Origin of the sequence: Parazoarcus communis SWub3 = DSM 12120, assembly GCF_003226565.1 — a bacterium.
GTDB lineage: Bacteria > Pseudomonadota > Gammaproteobacteria > Burkholderiales > Rhodocyclaceae > Parazoarcus > Parazoarcus communis.
In genome coordinates, this window is the sequence record NZ_QKOE01000016.1 from 1 (window position 1) to 15,423 (window position 15,423).

A 15,423-nucleotide genomic window follows, 5' to 3' on the forward strand; every position below is an offset into this window, starting at 1 on the left:
CCGCGGTCGAGGGTCGTCTCGACACCCGCGCCGACGCCAGCCGCCACCAGGGCGACTATCGCAAGATCGTCGAGGGCGTCAATCACACCCTCGATGCCGTCATCGCGCCGATCAACGAGGTCAAGCGTGTCATGGTCGCCTTGAGCGAAGGCGATCTGACACAGAAGATCGATGCCCGTTACGCGGGAGATTTCGAGGTTCTGCAGAACGCGGTCAACGATTCGCTGAACAAGCTCGCCGAAATCATCGAGCAGGTCCGTACCGCCGCCGATGCGCTCTCGAATGCCGCAGGGCAGGTCTCCTCAACCGCCCAGAGTTTGTCCCAGGCTGCCAGCGAACAAGCCGCCAGCGTCGAGGAGACCTCGGCCAGCATCGAGCAGATGAGCGCCTCGATCAACCAGAACACCGACAATGCCAAGGTCACCGACGGCATGGCCACCAAGGCTGCCACCGAGGCCGCCGAAGGCGGACAGGCCGTCGGCTCCACCGTCGAGGCGATGAAGAACATCGCCGGCAAGATCGGCATCATCGACGACATCGCCTACCAGACCAATCTGCTCGCACTGAACGCCGCCATCGAGGCCGCCCGTGCCGGCGAGCACGGCAAGGGCTTCGCCGTGGTCGCCGCCGAGGTGCGCAAGCTGGCCGAACGCAGCCAGGTCGCCGCGCAGGAGATTGGCCAGCTCGCCGGCACCTCGGTCAATCTGGCCGAACGCGCCGGTTCCCTGCTCGGCGAGATCGTCCCCTCCATCCGCAAGACCTCCGATCTGGTCCAGGAGATCGCCTCGGCCAGTCAGGAGCAATCGGCCGGCGTCGTCCAGATCAACAACGCCATGGGACAGCTCAACAAGGCTACCCAGCAGAACGCCTCCGCCTCCGAAGAGCTCGCCGCCACCGCCGAGGAACTGGGCGGACAGGCCGGGCAACTGCAGGAGCTGATGGAGTTCTTTACCGTCGATCAGGCCCCAACTGTGCACCAGGCTACCCAGCCCCGCTCCGCCAATGAGCAGCCGCGCAGCCCGGCGCCTGCGCGCCGCGTCCAGGTTCGGAAGCCGGTCAGTTTCTCCGAATCCGATTTTGAAAAATTCTGATGCGCTCAAGGCCCATGACACACGATAGCCAGTCACCGTGAACGGCTCCCGCCTGGGGGCATGGTCCCTTTCGTCACGATCCGGACACGGATCGTGATCGAACAACCGAGATGAATACCATGTTGAACCAACTCAAGATTGGTACCCGCCTGTTGATGCTGGTGTTTGCGATGCTCATCGCCATCGGCCTTTCCATCATGCTCGGACTGCAGGCCCTGGTGGTCAGCAACGAGCACCTCCGCCAGCAGTACGAAGAAAAGCTCCTGCCCACTGCACAGATGGGGGAAATCAGCACGGCCGTCAGCGAGATCCGCAGCCAGATCCTGCTGTCGCTACAGCACGACCCTGCCAGCAGTTTCGTCAGCCTGCACAATCACCCGCTATCGTTGCATACCGACGGCATCGCCCGTCTGCGAGAGACGGTGAATGTCGCCTGGCGCACGATCGAACCCCAGTTGCTCGACGACAACGCCCGCCAACTGGGGCGGGACTTCCACAACAAGTTGCAGCAACTGCTGGACGAAGGTGTTCAGCCGGCACTCCAGCTGCTCGGCAACGGTGCCTTTGATCAGACCAACCGTCTGCTGCTCAGCCGTATCAACCCCTTGTATGCCGACACCGACAAGGCCGGAGATGCGCTGCGCACGCATCTGAGCGAATCCGCCCTCGGTATGTACCGGACCGCGCAGAACGAATACAGCACGACCCGCAACACCCTGCTGGTACTGGGTGCAATCGTCGTCGCCTTCGGGCTGATCTTCGGAATGCTGCTGACCCGCAGCATCAGCGGCGGGGTGCGCGGCGCAATGGAAGACATCAGCCGGATGGCCCAGGGTGACTTCACGCTGAAGCTCGAAGTGAAGGGCAAAGACGAGATCGCCGGGATGGTGCAGTCCATGCAGACGCTGCAACACGCGGTGGCCAGCATGGTCAGCGACGCCAACCTGCTGTCGCAGGCCGCGGTCGAGGGCAAGCTGGCCACCCGCGCCGACGCCAGCCGTCACCAGGGCGACTATCGCAAGATCGTCGAAGGCGTCAATGCCACCCTCGATGCCGTCATCGGCCCGCTCAACGTCGCCGCCGACTACGTCGACCGTATCGCCAAGGGCGCCATCCCGCCGCGCATCACCGACAACTACAACGGCGACTTCAACGCCATCAAGAACAACCTCAACACCGCCATCGACGCCATCAACGCCCTGGTCGCCGACGCCGTCATGCTGTCCCGGGCCGCCGTCGAGGGCAAGCTCGCCACCCGCGCCGATGCCAGCCGTCACCAGGGCGACTACCAGCGCATCGTCCAGGGCGTCAATGACACGCTCGATGCCGTCATCGGCCCGCTCAACGTCGCCGCCGACTATGTCGACCGCATCGCCAAGGGCGCCATCCCGCCGCGCATCACCGACAGCTACAACGGCGACTTCAACACCCTCAAGAACAACCTCAACACCGCCATCGAAGCGGTCAATGCGCTGATCGCCGACGCCGTCATGCTGTCGCAGGCCGCGGTCGAGGGTCGTCTCGACACCCGCGCCGACGCCAGCCGCCACCAGGGCGACTATCGCAAGATCGTCGAGGGCGTCAATCACACCCTCGATGCCGTCATCGCGCCGATCAACGAGGTCAAGCGCGTCATGGTCGCCTTGAGCGAAGGCGATCTGACACAGAAGATCGATGCCCGTTACGCGGGAGATTTCGAGGTTCTGCAGAACGCGGTCAACGATTCGCTGAACAAGCTCGCCGAAATCATCGAGCAGGTCCGCACCGCCGCCGATGCGCTCTCGAATGCCGCCGGACAGGTCTCGGCCACCGCCCAGAGCCTGTCCCAGTCCTCGTCCGAGCAGGCGGCCAGCGTCGAGGAGACCTCGGCCAGCATCGAGCAGATGAGTGCCTCGATCAACCAGAACTCCGACAACGCCAAGGTCACCGATGGCATGGCCACCAAGGCTGCCACCGAGGCCGCCGAAGGCGGACAGGCCGTCGGCTCCACCGTCGAGGCGATGAAGAACATCGCCGGCAAGATCGGCATCATCGACGACATCGCCTACCAGACCAATCTGCTCGCGCTGAACGCCGCCATCGAGGCCGCCCGTGCCGGCGAGCACGGCAAGGGCTTCGCCGTGGTCGCCGCCGAGGTGCGCAAGCTGGCCGAACGCAGCCAGGTCGCCGCGCAGGAGATTGGCCAGCTCGCCGGCACTTCGGTCAATCTGGCCGAACGCGCCGGTTCCCTGCTCGGCGAGATCGTCCCCTCCATCCGCAAGACCTCCGATCTGGTCCAGGAGATCGCCTCGGCCAGTCAGGAGCAATCGGCCGGCGTCGTCCAGATCAACAACGCCATGGGACAGCTCAACAAGGCCACCCAGCAGAACGCCTCCGCCTCCGAAGAGCTCGCCGCCACCGCCGAGGAACTGGGCGGGCAGGCCGGGCAACTGCAGGAGCTGATGGGATTCTTCACCATCAGCGAGCACACCGCCAAGAGGCGAGGATGACCGACTGGGACGCACTATCGCCGCAGGAAATCGAGCGCCGCTCGATCAACATCGCCCCCGGCGGCTGGTCGGTCGAGCGCGAGCGCCCGATGGCCACCCTGCTGGGCTCCTGCGTCGCCGTCTGCCTGTATGACGAGGCAACCCGCCTGGGCGGCATGAATCACTTCATGCTGCCCAACATGCGCCGCGGTGCCAATGACGATGTCGACACGGTGCTGTCTGGCGACTACGCGATGGAAGTGCTGATCAATGCCATGGTCGCACAGGGTGCAGCCCGCCATCGCCTGAAGGCCAAGGCCTTCGGTGGCGGCACCATCCTGACCGGCTCGGCCTCATCCAACATCGGCGTGCGCAACGTCGAGTTCGCCCGTGAATGGCTGGAGCGCGAGCGCATCCCGCTGGTTGCGTCTGACTTCCTCGGCCCCTGGTCACGCAAGGTTCTGTTCGTGCCGGCCATTGGTGACGCCTACTGCCGCAAGATGGCCACCACCCAACCCACCGCCCAGGAAATCGCCCGCGAGGAAGCCGCCTACGCCGAATCCCTGCGCCGCAAGCCGCCCAAGTCCAATGTCGAGCTGTTCTGACGACAATCTCTCATGAGCATCGACAATCCCGACATTTCGAACAAGGAATTTGCGCTGTTTCAGCGCCTGATCTACCGCCTGGCCGGCATCAACCTGGCGGACAGCAAGAAGGTGCTGCTGGTGGGCCGCCTGTCGCGCCGCCTGCGTCATTACGGCCTGAACAGTTTCGGCGACTATTACCGCATGCTGGCCAGCGGCGAGCACGCGCTGGAACTCCAGATGATGGTGGATCTGCTGACCACCAACGAGACCTATTTCTTCCGCGAGCCGGCACACTTCGACCTGCTGCGCGACATTGCCGCCAGCCGTCGTGGTTCGCACTTCCGCATCTGGAGTGGTGCGAGCTCATCGGGCGAGGAAGCCTACACCATGGCCATGGTGCTGGCCGAAACCCTGGGGATGCGCGCCTCGTGGGAAGTCGTCGGTTCGGACATCAGCATGACCGTGCTGGAGCGTGCGGAGATCGGCCACTATCCGATGGAGCGCGCCAGCGGCATCCCGCCCGAACTGCTGCGCAAATACTGCCTGAAAGGCGTGCGCGAGCAGGCCGGTACCTTGTTGATCAACCCTCAGTTGCGCGAGCGCGTCAGCTTTCGCCAGCTCAACCTGATCGCGCTGGAGGCACGTGACCTGGGCGAATTCGACGTGATTTTCCTGCGCAATGTGATGATCTACTTCGACAACGACACCAAGCGCAAAGTCGTCGCCAACATGCTGCCTCATCTGCGTGACGACGGTTATTTCGTCGTTGGCCACTCGGAAACCCTCAACGGTCTGTGCGATGATCTGGTCGCGGTCCGCCCGACGCTTTACCGGCGTCCGGCTTACGCCCGCTGACCCGCCCCCACAGACAATCGGGAATGAACAACAAGATCAAGGTCATGATCGTGGACGACTCGGCTGTCGTCCGCCAGGTCATCAGTCAGACTCTCGTCCGCGACCCCGGCATCGAAGTGATCGCCGCAGTCGCTGACCCCCTGTTCGCCATGCGCCGGATGGAATCCGACTGGCCGGACGTGATCGTGCTCGACATCGAAATGCCACGCATGGACGGGCTGACCTTCCTGCGCAAGCTGATGAGCGAACGCCCCACGCCAGTGGTGATCTGCTCATCGCTGGCCGAACGCGGCGCCGAAGCCACCATGAACGCCCTGTCCGCAGGTGCCGTCGCAGTGATCACCAAGCCCAGGATGGGGGTCAAGCAGTTCCTGGAAGACAGCGGCAATGATGTCATTCAAGCTGTCAGATCGGCCGCACGGGCCAACGCCTCACGTCTGGGTGGCCGGGTGCTGGCAGCGGCACCTCCGCCCAAGCTCTCCGCCGACGCCGTCATCAGCAGTGGCCTGGGCAGTGGTGCGGCAATGGTACGGACAACCGACCGCATCATCGCCATCGGCACCTCGACGGGCGGCACACAAGCGCTGGAGGCAGTGCTCACCCGGCTGCCGGCGGTGTGCCCCGGCATTGTCGTGGTTCAGCACATGCCGGAACGCTTCACCGCGATGTTTGCCGAGCGCCTCAACAGCTTGTGCGAGCTTGAAGTCCGCGAGGCCGCCCATGGCGATCGGGTCGTACCCGGCCGGGTGCTTATTGCGCCCGGCGGCCGCCACATGTTGCTGGCGCGCAGTGGTGCGCAGTACACCGTCGAGATTGTTGATGGTCCACTGGTCAACCGCCATCGTCCGTCGGTGGATGTGCTGTTCCGATCCTGCGCCAAGTTCGCCGGCCGCAATGCGCTGGGCGTGATCATGACCGGCATGGGCGACGACGGCGCTCGCGGACTGAAAGAGATGCACGATGCGGGCGCGCGCACCTTTGCCGAGGACGAATCCACCTGCGTGGTCTTCGGTATGCCGAAAGAGGCGATCCGGCTGGGCGCGGTAGACACGGTGCTGCCGCTGGACCGTATCCCCGGCGCCCTCCTGCAGGCGTGCCGGGACTGAGGAGGCTGGCGGGGCGACGGGGTGCGCCGCTGCGTCCATGACGGGGGCTGTCGAGAGCGCCGTTGATTGAGGTGCTGCGACGGAAACAAGGCGGCGCATGTTTGAGGTCGCGTAGCGACCGAGTTTGCGCCGGCGCCGCCGCAGTGCCTCAATCAACGGGAAGCCGAAGACCGCGAACGTCTACCCCCGTCATGGACGCAGCGGGTAAGCACCCCGTCGCCCCGCCAGCCTCAGCCCTTTGCCCCCTCAGCCGCCCGCCGGTCCATTTCCTGCAATAGTCTCCCTGCGATCAGGCCATTGATCAAGCCAAACACAACAGCCGCTGCCGCAAACACCGGCGTCAGATAGAACACCCCATCGTGCGGCACCAGCCACACCCGCGCTACCACCAGTTGTGCCCCGATATGGGCGAAGGCCGCGAGGATGCTGTGACTGACCGGCCCAAACCACCGTCTCGGCAGATGCATCGCCAGGCCCAGCATCACCAGGCTGGCAATCGCCCCGGACAGACTGAGAAAGAAACCCGGCGCCAGAAACTGCCCCAGCAACAGGCTGCCCGCCAGTACCCGCAGCAGGGACACCCATGCAGCATCACGCCAGCCCCAGCGCGCCAGCACGACCAGGGTGACAATATTGGCCAGACCGGGCTTGACCCCGGGCAAGGGCAGGGGAATGGCCGCCTCGGCGACCGTCAGCACGATCGCGGCAGCGGCATGGCGGGCGATGCGCTGATCTTCCGCAGTCGGGGTGAGCTCAATAGTTGAGCGAGTCATAATCGCCTCCCCGGCCAGTCAGGGTCAGGCTGACCTCGTTGGGTGCGCAGATCGCCACCGCACCCGCGCGGTCCAGCCAGCCCTGGCGTACGCAATACTGGCGCGGCCCCGGATCGGCGGCAACCCGGGCTCGCCCGGGCTCGATCTCGATATACGTCGTACCCAGCGGCCCTGGCACCTCGATGCGACGTGACCGCGTCAGGTCGACCTCGGCCACCACCCTGCCCCCCGCACGCACCACCGCGCCATCCGGCGCACCTGCGGACCACAGATGCAAAGCGGCATAGATACACACCGCAAAGCCTGCCAGTACGATCAGCCAGTCACCGGGCCTGACCAACTCGCGCCAGCCGGCGAAGCGATCGATCACTTGGCGTGCGCGGCCCGGTCGGCGTCACGCCGCGCCGCCGACCGGTGCCGGACCAGCACCTGAGCACTGCCCTGGAAGCGCTGGGCCAACCACTCGGCCAGATACACCGACCGATGCTGTCCCCCGGTACAGCCAATGGCCACGGTCAGGTAGCTGCGGTTGTCGCGCATGTAACTCGGCAACCAGTTCGCAACGAAACGACGAATATCTTCTGCCATACGACCCACCTCGGGAATCTTCTCGAGAAACTCGATTACCGGCTGATCACGGCCGGTCAGCGGACGCAGTCGCGGATCATAGTGAGGATTGGGCAGGCAGCGTACGTCGAACACCAGATCGGCATCCATCGGAATACCGTACTTGAAGCCAAAGGACTGGAACATCAGCGTCAGCCCACCGCCGGCCTCGGCCTGAATGAAGTCCTTGACCCAGGTCCGCAGCGTATTGGGATGCATGTCGCTGGTGTCTATACGGTGCCCCAGCCCGGAGATGGCATCGAGCGCGTCGCGCTCGCGGTGGATCGCCTCTTCCAGCGACACCCCCTCCTCGGCCAGAGGATGGCGCCGTCGGGTCTCGGAGAAGCGCGCAATCAAGGTGTCGTCACGCGCTTCGAGAAAGATGAAGCGCAAGTCATCGACAATGCCCCGCAGGTTGTCCAGTTGCTGCGGCAAGGCTGCGATGCTGGAACCCGAACGCACGTCCACTGCCACGGCAACCCGCTGATAGCCGCTGCCATGCAGCGTCGCCACCAACTGCGGCAACAGGGTTGCCGGCAGGTTATCCACAACGAAATAGCCCGCGTCTTCGAGCACCTTGATCGCAATGCTCTTGCCCGAGCCAGAGAGACCACTGATCAGTACGATCTGCATGAGCGCTGAAATGAATGAGAATGGCTAACGGTAACGGCAAGCATACGGGAAACTTGTGATCTTTTCTCGCTCAAGCGCGTACTCAATCACCGCGCCCATTGCGCAGGCGCTCAGCCTGTTGCACCCAGAGATCGGCCTTCTCGATCCGCAGCGGGCGCGGATCGAACTGAGGCTGCAGTCGACCCTGCTTACGCTGCGCTTCGTAATCCTTTAGCGCCAGCAAGGCGGGCTTCTGCAGGAACAGGATGGCGACGATGTTGAGCCAGGCCATGATCCCCACGCCGATATCGCCCAGCCCCCAGGCCAGATCGCTGGTACGTACGCATCCGTAGAGCGCCGACGCAATCAGGGCCACCCGCAGCAGAAACAGCAGCAACTCGGAGTGGGCGTTGCGCATCAGATAGGCCAGGTTGGTCTCGGCGATGTAGTAGTAGGCCAGCACCGTCGTGAAGGCGAAGAAGAACAGCGCGACAGCCACGAAGACACTGCCAAAGCCCGGCAACACCGACTCCATCGCGGCCTGAGTGTAGCCAGTGCCGACCGCGATACCGGCCAGGCCGGTGAACACCGGCGCCCCATCCGCCCCGGTGACATTGTAGGTGCCGGCGATCAGGATCATGAAGGCGGTCGCCGAGCACACGAACAGCGTATCCACATATACGGAGAAGGCCTGTACCAAACCCTGCGCCGCGGGGTGGGGCACCTCGGCCGCAGCAGCAGCATGCGGGCCAGAGCCCTGCCCCGCCTCGTTGGAGTACACACCGCGCTTCACCCCCCACTGGATCGCCAGTCCGATCATCGCGCCAAAGCCTGCCTCGATGCCGAAGGCCGAGGACAGGATCAGACCGATCACTGCGGGCAACTTCTCGATGTTGAGTGCGACCACCACGCAGGCGGCCAGGATGTAGCCCAGCGCCATGAAAGGCACCACCACCTGTGTCACCTGGGCAATGCGCCGCACCCCACCGAACACGATCAGCCCGAGCAGGATCACGATGATCGTGCCCGTCACCGCCTGGTCAACACCGAAGGCATTGTTCATCGCTGCTGCGATACTGTTGGTCTGCACCCCAGGCAGCAACAGGCCATTGGCCAGCACGGTCGCCACGGCAAACACAATGGCGTAGCTGCGCCAGCCCAGGCCGGTCTCGATGTAATAAGCCGGGCCACCGCGATACAGGCCCCGATACTTGGTCTTGTAGATCTGCCCCAGCGTGGACTCGATATAGGCAGTCGAGGCACCGAGAAAAGCCACCATCCACATCCAGAACACCGCACCCGGGCCACCAAAGGCAATCGCCGTTGCCACCCCGGCGATGTTCCCGGTACCGACGCGGCCGGACAGCGCAATGGTCAGTGCCTGGAAGGACGACACCCCGGCGTCGGAGCTACGGCCCTGAAACATCTGCCGCACCATCTCACGAAAATGCCGCACCTGCAGGAAGCGCGTACGCAAGGAAAAGAACAGGCCAACCGCCAGGCAAAGATAGACCAGCGCCGGACTCCACACCCAGGCATTGATTGCATTGACCCACTGTTCCATGGCCGGGCGCCCTTCATCTTCGTCGAAACGCCCGATTGTAAAACGCACGTGACAAAGGCGGACACTCGGAAACCACTTAATCCAGCCCCGTCCTCGAAGAGCCCCGAAGAAAATCGGGGGCATGCGCTCAGCGCGCGCGCAAGAGCGGGCCGTCGCGATACGCCATGCCGGCCCGCTCCAGCTCGCCGACCAGCCAGCTGGCCAGGGCATCGGCCGACAGGCCGAGGAAGCGTTCATTGGCCTCACGGTACAGCGGCACGGCCTGCAGGTGGGCCGGCAAGTCATCGAGCGCCATACTGCGGACATCCATCAGCGAAAAGCTCATGCAGGCACGGATTGCATTGCGCGCCATCCGCGCACCATCGTCCTCGAACGCGCGCAGGCGGGCGAAGGCGCGCTCCAGTGCAGCATCGAAATCAGAGAAGGGCGCCCCATGTCCGGGGATCACCGCATCCACCGCCAGCCGGCCGATCGCCTCCAGCGTGCGTCGTGCCGCGCCCAGGCCATCGCCCGTACCGAGCACGTCGGCAAACAGGATGCCGAAACCGTCGCGCCACAACGCGTCACCAGAGATCAGGATACGACGCTCCGGGTTGTAGTAGGCGAGCGCGTCCATATCATGCCCGGGCACTGCCAGCGCCTGCCACTCCAGCTCCCCCCCAAGGAAACGGTCACCCGCCTCCAGCCCGCGGCTCGCCACGAAGCGGTCGCCGGATTGCGCCGCTGTCCGCAGCAACAGCGCATCCTCGTCCCACGCCTCCACCGCGGCGACCATGCCGGCCGGCACCACGATATCGCAGGCAAACGCGCGTGCCAGCGACGCATTGCCGCCGATATGATCAGAGTGGGAATGGGTATTGATCAACTGTCGCAAGCGCCGTCCATCGAGCCCGGCACGCACCAGCTCCACCGTTTGCGCCGCATGGCTGACATAGCCGGAATCGATCAGCGTGGCTTCATCGCCATCGAGCAGCAGGATATTGTTGGCCGACAGCCAGCCCCGCTCAAAAACCCGGATGCTGGCCGGAAAACGAAGCGCGGCGCTCAATCGCTGCCCTCGCCGACTTGAGCGGCAACATTGGGTGGCAAGGGCACGGGTGCGGGCGTGTCGTCGGCGGGTGCCGGCGTGGGGATGCCGTTGATCTCGTCGGCCGTGCGCCCGCAGCCCAGGCACACGCCGGCGTCCCAGTCGATCATGCACACCCCGACACAGAGCGCATCGCTGCTCATGCTGCAGCCTCCGACGCCAGTGGCGCGAGACCGAGCAGCTCGCGACGCTCGGCGACCGCGGCCAGAATGACGCGCTTGTCGTCGTCGCTCGCCCGGCTCCAGCAGGTGATTTCGGCAATGCTGCGCTGACAGCCCTCGCACCAGCCCGTATCCGGATCCATCCGGCAGATGTTGATGCAGGGGGAAGTCACGCTCATGTCCTGTCGTCCGTCGTCTATTCGTTCAATACGGCCTTGGCCCGTTTGGCCAGTACCGCCCGTGCGACCCGGGAGGCGGGTTCGCGTCCAAGTTGCGCGCTGATCCACGCGGCGATGTCCACCAGGCCATCGAGATCGACACCGGTCTCGATTCCCATGCCGTGCAGCAACCAGACTACATCCTCGGTCGCCACATTGCCGGATGCACCTGCCGCATAAGGGCAACCGCCCAGACCACCAATCGAGGCATCGAACACCGCGACGCCCATCTGCAGGGAGGCATGAATGTTGGCGACTGCCATGCCATAAGTGTCGTGGTAATGCCCGGCCAGACGCGCTACCGCGACCCGCTTCATCACGGCCTCAAGCATGCGCTGCACGCTTGTCGGGTTGCCAGACCCGATGGTATCGCCGAGCGAGACTTCATAACACCCCATCGAAATCAGGGTTTCTGCCACCTCGGCCACCTTGACCGGATCAATCTCGCCTTCGTAAGGACACCCCACCACACAGGACACATAACCACGCACTCGCACCCCGGCAGCCTGCGCCGCTTCGGTAACGGGGCGAAAACGCGCCAGCGATTCGGCAATCGAGCAATTGATGTTCTTCTGGCTGAAGGATTCGGACGCGGCACCGAACACCGCCACCTCCCTGGCCCCCGCCGCCAGCGCAGCTTCGAAGCCCTTCAGGTTGGGCGTGAGTACCGGATAGTCGACACCAGACGCTGAGCCGGCCAATACCCGGCCCAGCACCTCGGCGTTGTCCCCCATCTGCGGCACCCACTTGGGCGACACGAAGGACGTGGCCTCGATCGATCTCAAGCCGGCCGCGGCCAGCCTGCGGATCAGTTCGACCTTGGTGTCGGCTGGAACCAAGACCTTTTCGTTCTGCAAGCCGTCGCGTGGCCCGACCTCGACGATCTTCACCCTGTTCGGCATTGCTGTCATCTCTAACCCCTCCTGCATAAAAGCGCTGCACGACAAACAGGCAACAATGCTGTTACCATAAAAAAATTATGCATCCAGGCTATACGTCGAAGTCGGCCAGCCCCGGTGCAAAAAACTCGCCTACCAGGTATCTGCCTTGTCATCCACGCGCCATTCATCTTACGCTCAGCCTATGACGATCAGCATTGACTTCGAAGGAATGATCAAGCACGTGCACGTCTTTCTGCGCCGGTTTCGTGTCATCGAACACGGAACACTCGATGGCGTCAAAGCTATCGTGGTGCACCAGACCGACTCTCCGACCGCGGAGTCCACCTTTAACGCCTACCTGTCTGGTGGAAACGGTGCCCACTTCCTGATCGACAAGGACGGCCGGATTTACCAGACCGCTAGCCTGCTCAAGCGTTGTTATCACGTCGGAAGGCTGATTAAGTCGCGCTGCCTGGAACTCACCCCAAACTCCTGTTCCGACCCTAACTTGGCCAAAATCAAGGCCCTGGGCTGGTCGGCCCGGATCAATGAAATCGACCGCATAGAACGACAGAAACCCTATCCCGATCGCTTCCCTGTCAACAGCGACTCACTAGGCATCGAACTGGTTGGCCGCCACATCGATGACAAGAGCTTCGAGATGGTAACTTCCGCACAGAATGCGTCGCTACGTTGGCTGCTCGACGCACTCTATGACTCCTTCTCAATCGGGGCCGATGACACCTTCCGCCACCCCGCGATCTCCTACAAGAACCCGGGTGAGGCCGCGGGGGCGAGATGGTAGCGACGTCATCCAAACAGGCTCATCCTCCAGCGGGCCTCAGGCAAGCAACCTCGGTAACACCCACCATTGCCTTAGGCCTGACGCTGTTCCTCAGCGGCTGCGCAAGCATGTTGCCCATCGACAGCACACTACCGTCCCTGAGCGAGGTTTTCATCAAGGACTTCCGTTCCCTCGAACCTGAAGCCTGCACCACCGCCGACGTGGCCCTGAGCCATTCCGACGCACTGGCCTTCTTCCAACGAGCTCGCACTCTGAGTCGTGCAGAAGTTGAAGACAACTACCCGACCGCACCCTGCTTCGTAGAAGGCACGCTTAGAGCGGATGGTCAACTTTGCGATTGGCGCATCAGCGCGGCTGCGACCGGCTTCATCCACTGCGACGGCGCCACGCCACACGAGTGGTATTTCGCCTGCGACGACTGTAGCGACCTGTTGGTCAAATAGGTTTAGGTTTGAGCCGTGCTGGCGCCCGAAACTCGACACTCGTAGCGGTCAAGTGCTTCGCGTCTAGCGGAGGCCCATTTGCATAATCGACTGGACACTTAGCCAGACACCTTCTCCAGCTCAACCAGCTCAGCACCATCACCCACCTGATCGCCTACCGCAAAGCGGAAAGCCTTTACCGTCCCTGCTACAGGCGCAGTAATGGTGTGCTCCATCTTCATCGCCTCCAGGATCAGCAGTGGTGCGCCTTTCTCCACCTTGGCGCCGACCGCTGCCACCAGTGCAATCACCTTGCCCGGCATCGGCGCAAGCAGACCGCCCTCTGCGCCACCACCATCGCCACCGTGATGCAGGGGATCCACTGCGGCCAGCTGCCACGCACGCCCCTGGGCAAACACATGCCGGCGGCCAGCCGCCGCGATCACGGTCGCATCCATGCGGGTACCGTCAAGTTCGACGCGCAGCAGGCCGCGCGGATTCAGCTCGCCACGCGCCATCACGCTGCGGCCCTCCACCGTCAGCTGGTAGCCATCGCCCAGATAGGCCACGGTGACCGAACGCTCAACCTCCCCGACCCGGAACATCAGATTGCGCCGCGTCGTGGCATTGAGCCGCCAGCCATCGCGGGCATGCCACGGCGACAGCGGATCGCTACCCCGCGACGCGAACCTGAGGGCACGCTCGCGCTCACGCAGCAACTCGGCCAGCGCGGCGATGTGGAAGACCTCATCCGGCACCGTCTCGCCTTCCGGAAACAGATAGGTCCTTTCGCGCTCGATCAGCCCGGTATCGAGGTCTGCGCCTGCGAAAGCCGGGCAGGCAGTGAGCCGTGACAAGAAGTCGATATTGTTCGCAACGCCCACGACACGATAGTCGGCCAGCGCCTGCAGCATGCGGGCCAGGGCGCGGTCACGGTTGATGTCCCAGACGATGAGCTTGGCAATCATCGGGTCATAGTGCGGGCTGATCTCGTCGCCCTCTTCCACCCCGGTATCGACCCGCACATGCAGGCCCTCGGCAGGCGGCGCCAGATGCACCAGTTGCCCGGTGGACGGCAGGAAGCCCTTGGCCGGGTCTTCGGCATAGATGCGCGCTTCCAGCGCGTGGCCACGGATCTGCAACTGCTCCTGAGCCAGCGGCAGCGGTTCGCCAGACGCCACCCGCAGTTGCCACTCGACCAGATCCAGGCCGGTGATCATCTCGGTGACCGGATGTTCGACCTGCAGCCGGGTGTTCATCTCCATGAAATAGAAGCTGCCGTCCTGGTTGGCAATGAACTCCACCGTGCCGGCACCCACGTAGCCCACTGCCCGCGCCGCTTCGACCGCGGCCTGGCCCATCGCTGCGCGACGCTCGGGCGTCATGCCGGGTGCGGGGGCCTCTTCCAGCACCTTCTGGTGACGGCGCTGCACCGAGCAGTCGCGCTCGAACAGGTACACCACATTGCCCTGGGTGTCGCCGAATACCTGAATCTCGATGTGGCGCGGCCGGGTGATGTACTTCTCCACCAGCACGTGATCGTCGCCGAAACTCGAACTGGCTTCACGCTTGCACGAGGCCAGCGCATCAATGAAATCGGCGGACTGCTCGACCAGGCGCATGCCCTTGCCACCGCCACCGGCAGCCGCCTTGATCAGCACCGGGTAGCCGATCGCATCGGCCTGCTGATGCAGGTAGGCGGGGTCCTGATTGTCGCCGTGATAACCCGGGGTCAGCGGGACACGGGCCGCCTCCATCAACTTCTTGGCCTCGGACTTCGAGCCCATTGCGCGGATGGCCGACACCGGCGGGCCGATGAACACCAGCCCCTCGCGCTCGCAAGCCTCGCAGAAATCCTCGTTCTCGGACAGGAAACCGTAGCCCGGGTGAATGGCCTGAGCGCCGGTCGCCTTGGCCGCGGCAATGATCTTGTCGATCACAAGATAGCTCTCGCGCGCGGCCGCCGGCCCGATCGCCACCGCCTCGTCGGCCAGACGCACATGGCGGGCATTGGCATCAGCGTCGGAATACACCGCCACGGTACGGATACCCATACGCCGGGCCGTCTTGATGACGCGGCAGGCAATCTCTCCGCGGTTTGCAACCAGGATCTTGTTGAACATTGCTATACGTCTCCAACCACGACTGTGTTGTTCTCGGGCATCAGGATGCGAGGGTTCGGCCCTG

General features: G+C 63.8%; 16 protein-coding genes. 7 read left to right on the top strand and 9 right to left on the bottom strand.

Going from position 1 to position 15,423, the window contains the following annotated elements:
- The 5 genes from DNK49_RS17555 to DNK49_RS17575 all read left to right on the top strand — a co-directional run.
- Positions 1–1,091 (top strand): methyl-accepting chemotaxis protein (locus DNK49_RS17555; protein ID WP_243632428.1); only part of this gene is annotated, 1,091 nt, incomplete at its 5' end.
- Positions 1,092–1,210: 119 nt separating this feature from the next.
- A complete protein-coding gene (locus DNK49_RS17560; RefSeq protein WP_110527769.1) occupies positions 1,211–3,580 on the top strand; it encodes a HAMP domain-containing methyl-accepting chemotaxis protein in 2,370 nt (789 codons plus the stop codon).
- On the top strand, positions 3,577–4,164 hold the full coding sequence (locus DNK49_RS17565) for a chemotaxis protein CheD (RefSeq protein ID WP_110527506.1): 588 nt from the start codon (positions 3,577–3,579) through the stop codon (positions 4,162–4,164). The genes DNK49_RS17560 and DNK49_RS17565 overlap by 4 nt, the downstream gene beginning before the upstream one ends.
- Positions 4,165–4,176: 12 nt before the next feature.
- Entirely contained in the window at positions 4,177–5,001 is an 825-nt protein-coding gene (locus tag DNK49_RS17570; RefSeq protein WP_211164036.1) for a CheR family methyltransferase, read from the top strand.
- A 23-nt stretch (positions 5,002–5,024) separates the two neighbouring features.
- Positions 5,025–6,107, top strand: coding sequence for a protein-glutamate methylesterase/protein-glutamine glutaminase (locus DNK49_RS17575; RefSeq protein WP_110527509.1), 1,083 nt, complete (start codon positions 5,025–5,027; stop codon positions 6,105–6,107).
- A 230-nt stretch (positions 6,108–6,337) separates the two neighbouring features.
- On the opposite strand, the gene DNK49_RS17580 is transcribed toward DNK49_RS17575, so the two are convergent.
- The 8 genes from DNK49_RS17580 to DNK49_RS17615 form a co-directional block, all read right to left on the bottom strand.
- Entirely contained in the window at positions 6,338–6,880 is a 543-nt protein-coding gene (locus DNK49_RS17580; RefSeq protein WP_207807024.1) for a Gx transporter family protein, read from the bottom strand.
- A complete protein-coding gene (locus DNK49_RS17585) occupies positions 6,861–7,250 on the bottom strand; it encodes a NusG domain II-containing protein (protein ID WP_243632429.1) in 390 nt (129 codons plus the stop codon). Before DNK49_RS17585 ends, DNK49_RS17580 begins: the two co-directional genes overlap by 20 nt.
- Positions 7,247–8,119, bottom strand: a complete 873-nt coding sequence (gene rapZ, locus DNK49_RS17590; protein ID WP_110527512.1) for an RNase adapter RapZ — start codon at positions 8,117–8,119, stop codon at positions 7,247–7,249. Before rapZ ends, DNK49_RS17585 begins: the two co-directional genes overlap by 4 nt.
- An 82-nt stretch (positions 8,120–8,201) precedes the next feature.
- On the bottom strand, positions 8,202–9,662 hold the full coding sequence (locus tag DNK49_RS17595) for an alanine/glycine:cation symporter family protein (protein ID WP_110527782.1): 1,461 nt from the start codon (positions 9,660–9,662) through the stop codon (positions 8,202–8,204).
- Between the two features lie 127 nt (positions 9,663–9,789).
- Complete coding sequence (locus DNK49_RS17600; RefSeq protein WP_110527515.1) at positions 9,790–10,710, bottom strand: MBL fold metallo-hydrolase; 921 nt, start codon at positions 10,708–10,710, stop codon at positions 9,790–9,792.
- Positions 10,707–10,892 (bottom strand): DUF1289 domain-containing protein, encoded by a 186-nt coding sequence (locus tag DNK49_RS17605; RefSeq protein ID WP_110527519.1) that lies wholly within the window; start codon positions 10,890–10,892, stop codon positions 10,707–10,709. Before DNK49_RS17605 ends, DNK49_RS17600 begins: the two co-directional genes overlap by 4 nt.
- A complete protein-coding gene (locus DNK49_RS17610; protein WP_110527522.1) occupies positions 10,889–11,089 on the bottom strand; it encodes a DUF1289 domain-containing protein in 201 nt (66 codons plus the stop codon). The genes DNK49_RS17605 and DNK49_RS17610 overlap by 4 nt, the downstream gene beginning before the upstream one ends.
- A 17-nt stretch (positions 11,090–11,106) precedes the next feature.
- Entirely contained in the window at positions 11,107–12,039 is a 933-nt protein-coding gene (locus DNK49_RS17615; RefSeq protein WP_110527524.1) for a hydroxymethylglutaryl-CoA lyase, read from the bottom strand.
- A 172-nt stretch (positions 12,040–12,211) separates the two neighbouring features.
- Here DNK49_RS17615 and DNK49_RS17620 point away from each other — a divergent pair, with 172 nt between their 5' ends.
- Positions 12,212–12,814: a peptidoglycan recognition protein family protein gene (locus DNK49_RS17620; RefSeq protein ID WP_110527527.1), complete on the top strand. Its 603-nt coding sequence runs from the start codon at positions 12,212–12,214 to the stop codon at positions 12,812–12,814.
- A gap of 107 nt (positions 12,815–12,921) precedes the next feature.
- A complete protein-coding gene (locus DNK49_RS17625; protein ID WP_207807025.1) occupies positions 12,922–13,257 on the top strand; it encodes a hypothetical protein in 336 nt (111 codons plus the stop codon).
- A 98-nt stretch (positions 13,258–13,355) separates the two neighbouring features.
- Here the strand turns inward: DNK49_RS17625 and DNK49_RS17630 are convergent, their stop codons facing one another.
- Positions 13,356–15,359: an acetyl/propionyl/methylcrotonyl-CoA carboxylase subunit alpha gene (locus DNK49_RS17630; protein WP_110527530.1), complete on the bottom strand. Its 2,004-nt coding sequence runs from the start codon at positions 15,357–15,359 to the stop codon at positions 13,356–13,358.
- Between the last annotated feature and the right edge of the window lie 64 nt (positions 15,360–15,423).

Bases quoted from the DNA above. Each gene is read 5' to 3' on its own strand.
- DNK49_RS17580 (WP_207807024.1), bottom strand. From the start codon at position 6,880: ATGACTCGCTCAACTATTGAGCTCACCCCGACTGCGGAAGATCAGCGC.
- DNK49_RS17575 (WP_110527509.1), top strand. From the start codon at position 5,025: ATGAACAACAAGATCAAGGTCATGATCGTGGACGACTCGGCTGTCGTC.
- DNK49_RS17620 (WP_110527527.1), top strand. From the start codon at position 12,212: ATGACGATCAGCATTGACTTCGAAGGAATGATCAAGCACGTGCACGTC.
- DNK49_RS17610 (WP_110527522.1), bottom strand. From the start codon at position 11,089: ATGAGCGTGACTTCCCCCTGCATCAACATCTGCCGGATGGATCCGGAT.
- DNK49_RS17625 (WP_207807025.1), top strand. From the start codon at position 12,922: ATGTTGCCCATCGACAGCACACTACCGTCCCTGAGCGAGGTTTTCATC.
- DNK49_RS17615 (WP_110527524.1), bottom strand. From the start codon at position 12,039: ATGACAGCAATGCCGAACAGGGTGAAGATCGTCGAGGTCGGGCCACGC.
- rapZ (WP_110527512.1), bottom strand. From the start codon at position 8,119: ATGCAGATCGTACTGATCAGTGGTCTCTCTGGCTCGGGCAAGAGCATT.
- DNK49_RS17570 (WP_211164036.1), top strand. From the start codon at position 4,177: ATGAGCATCGACAATCCCGACATTTCGAACAAGGAATTTGCGCTGTTT.
- DNK49_RS17560 (WP_110527769.1), top strand. From the start codon at position 1,211: ATGTTGAACCAACTCAAGATTGGTACCCGCCTGTTGATGCTGGTGTTT.
- DNK49_RS17565 (WP_110527506.1), top strand. From the start codon at position 3,577: ATGACCGACTGGGACGCACTATCGCCGCAGGAAATCGAGCGCCGCTCG.
- DNK49_RS17595 (WP_110527782.1), bottom strand. From the start codon at position 9,662: ATGGAACAGTGGGTCAATGCAATCAATGCCTGGGTGTGGAGTCCGGCG.
- DNK49_RS17630 (WP_110527530.1), bottom strand. From the start codon at position 15,359: ATGTTCAACAAGATCCTGGTTGCAAACCGCGGAGAGATTGCCTGCCGC.
- DNK49_RS17605 (WP_110527519.1), bottom strand. From the start codon at position 10,892: ATGAGCAGCGATGCGCTCTGTGTCGGGGTGTGCATGATCGACTGGGAC.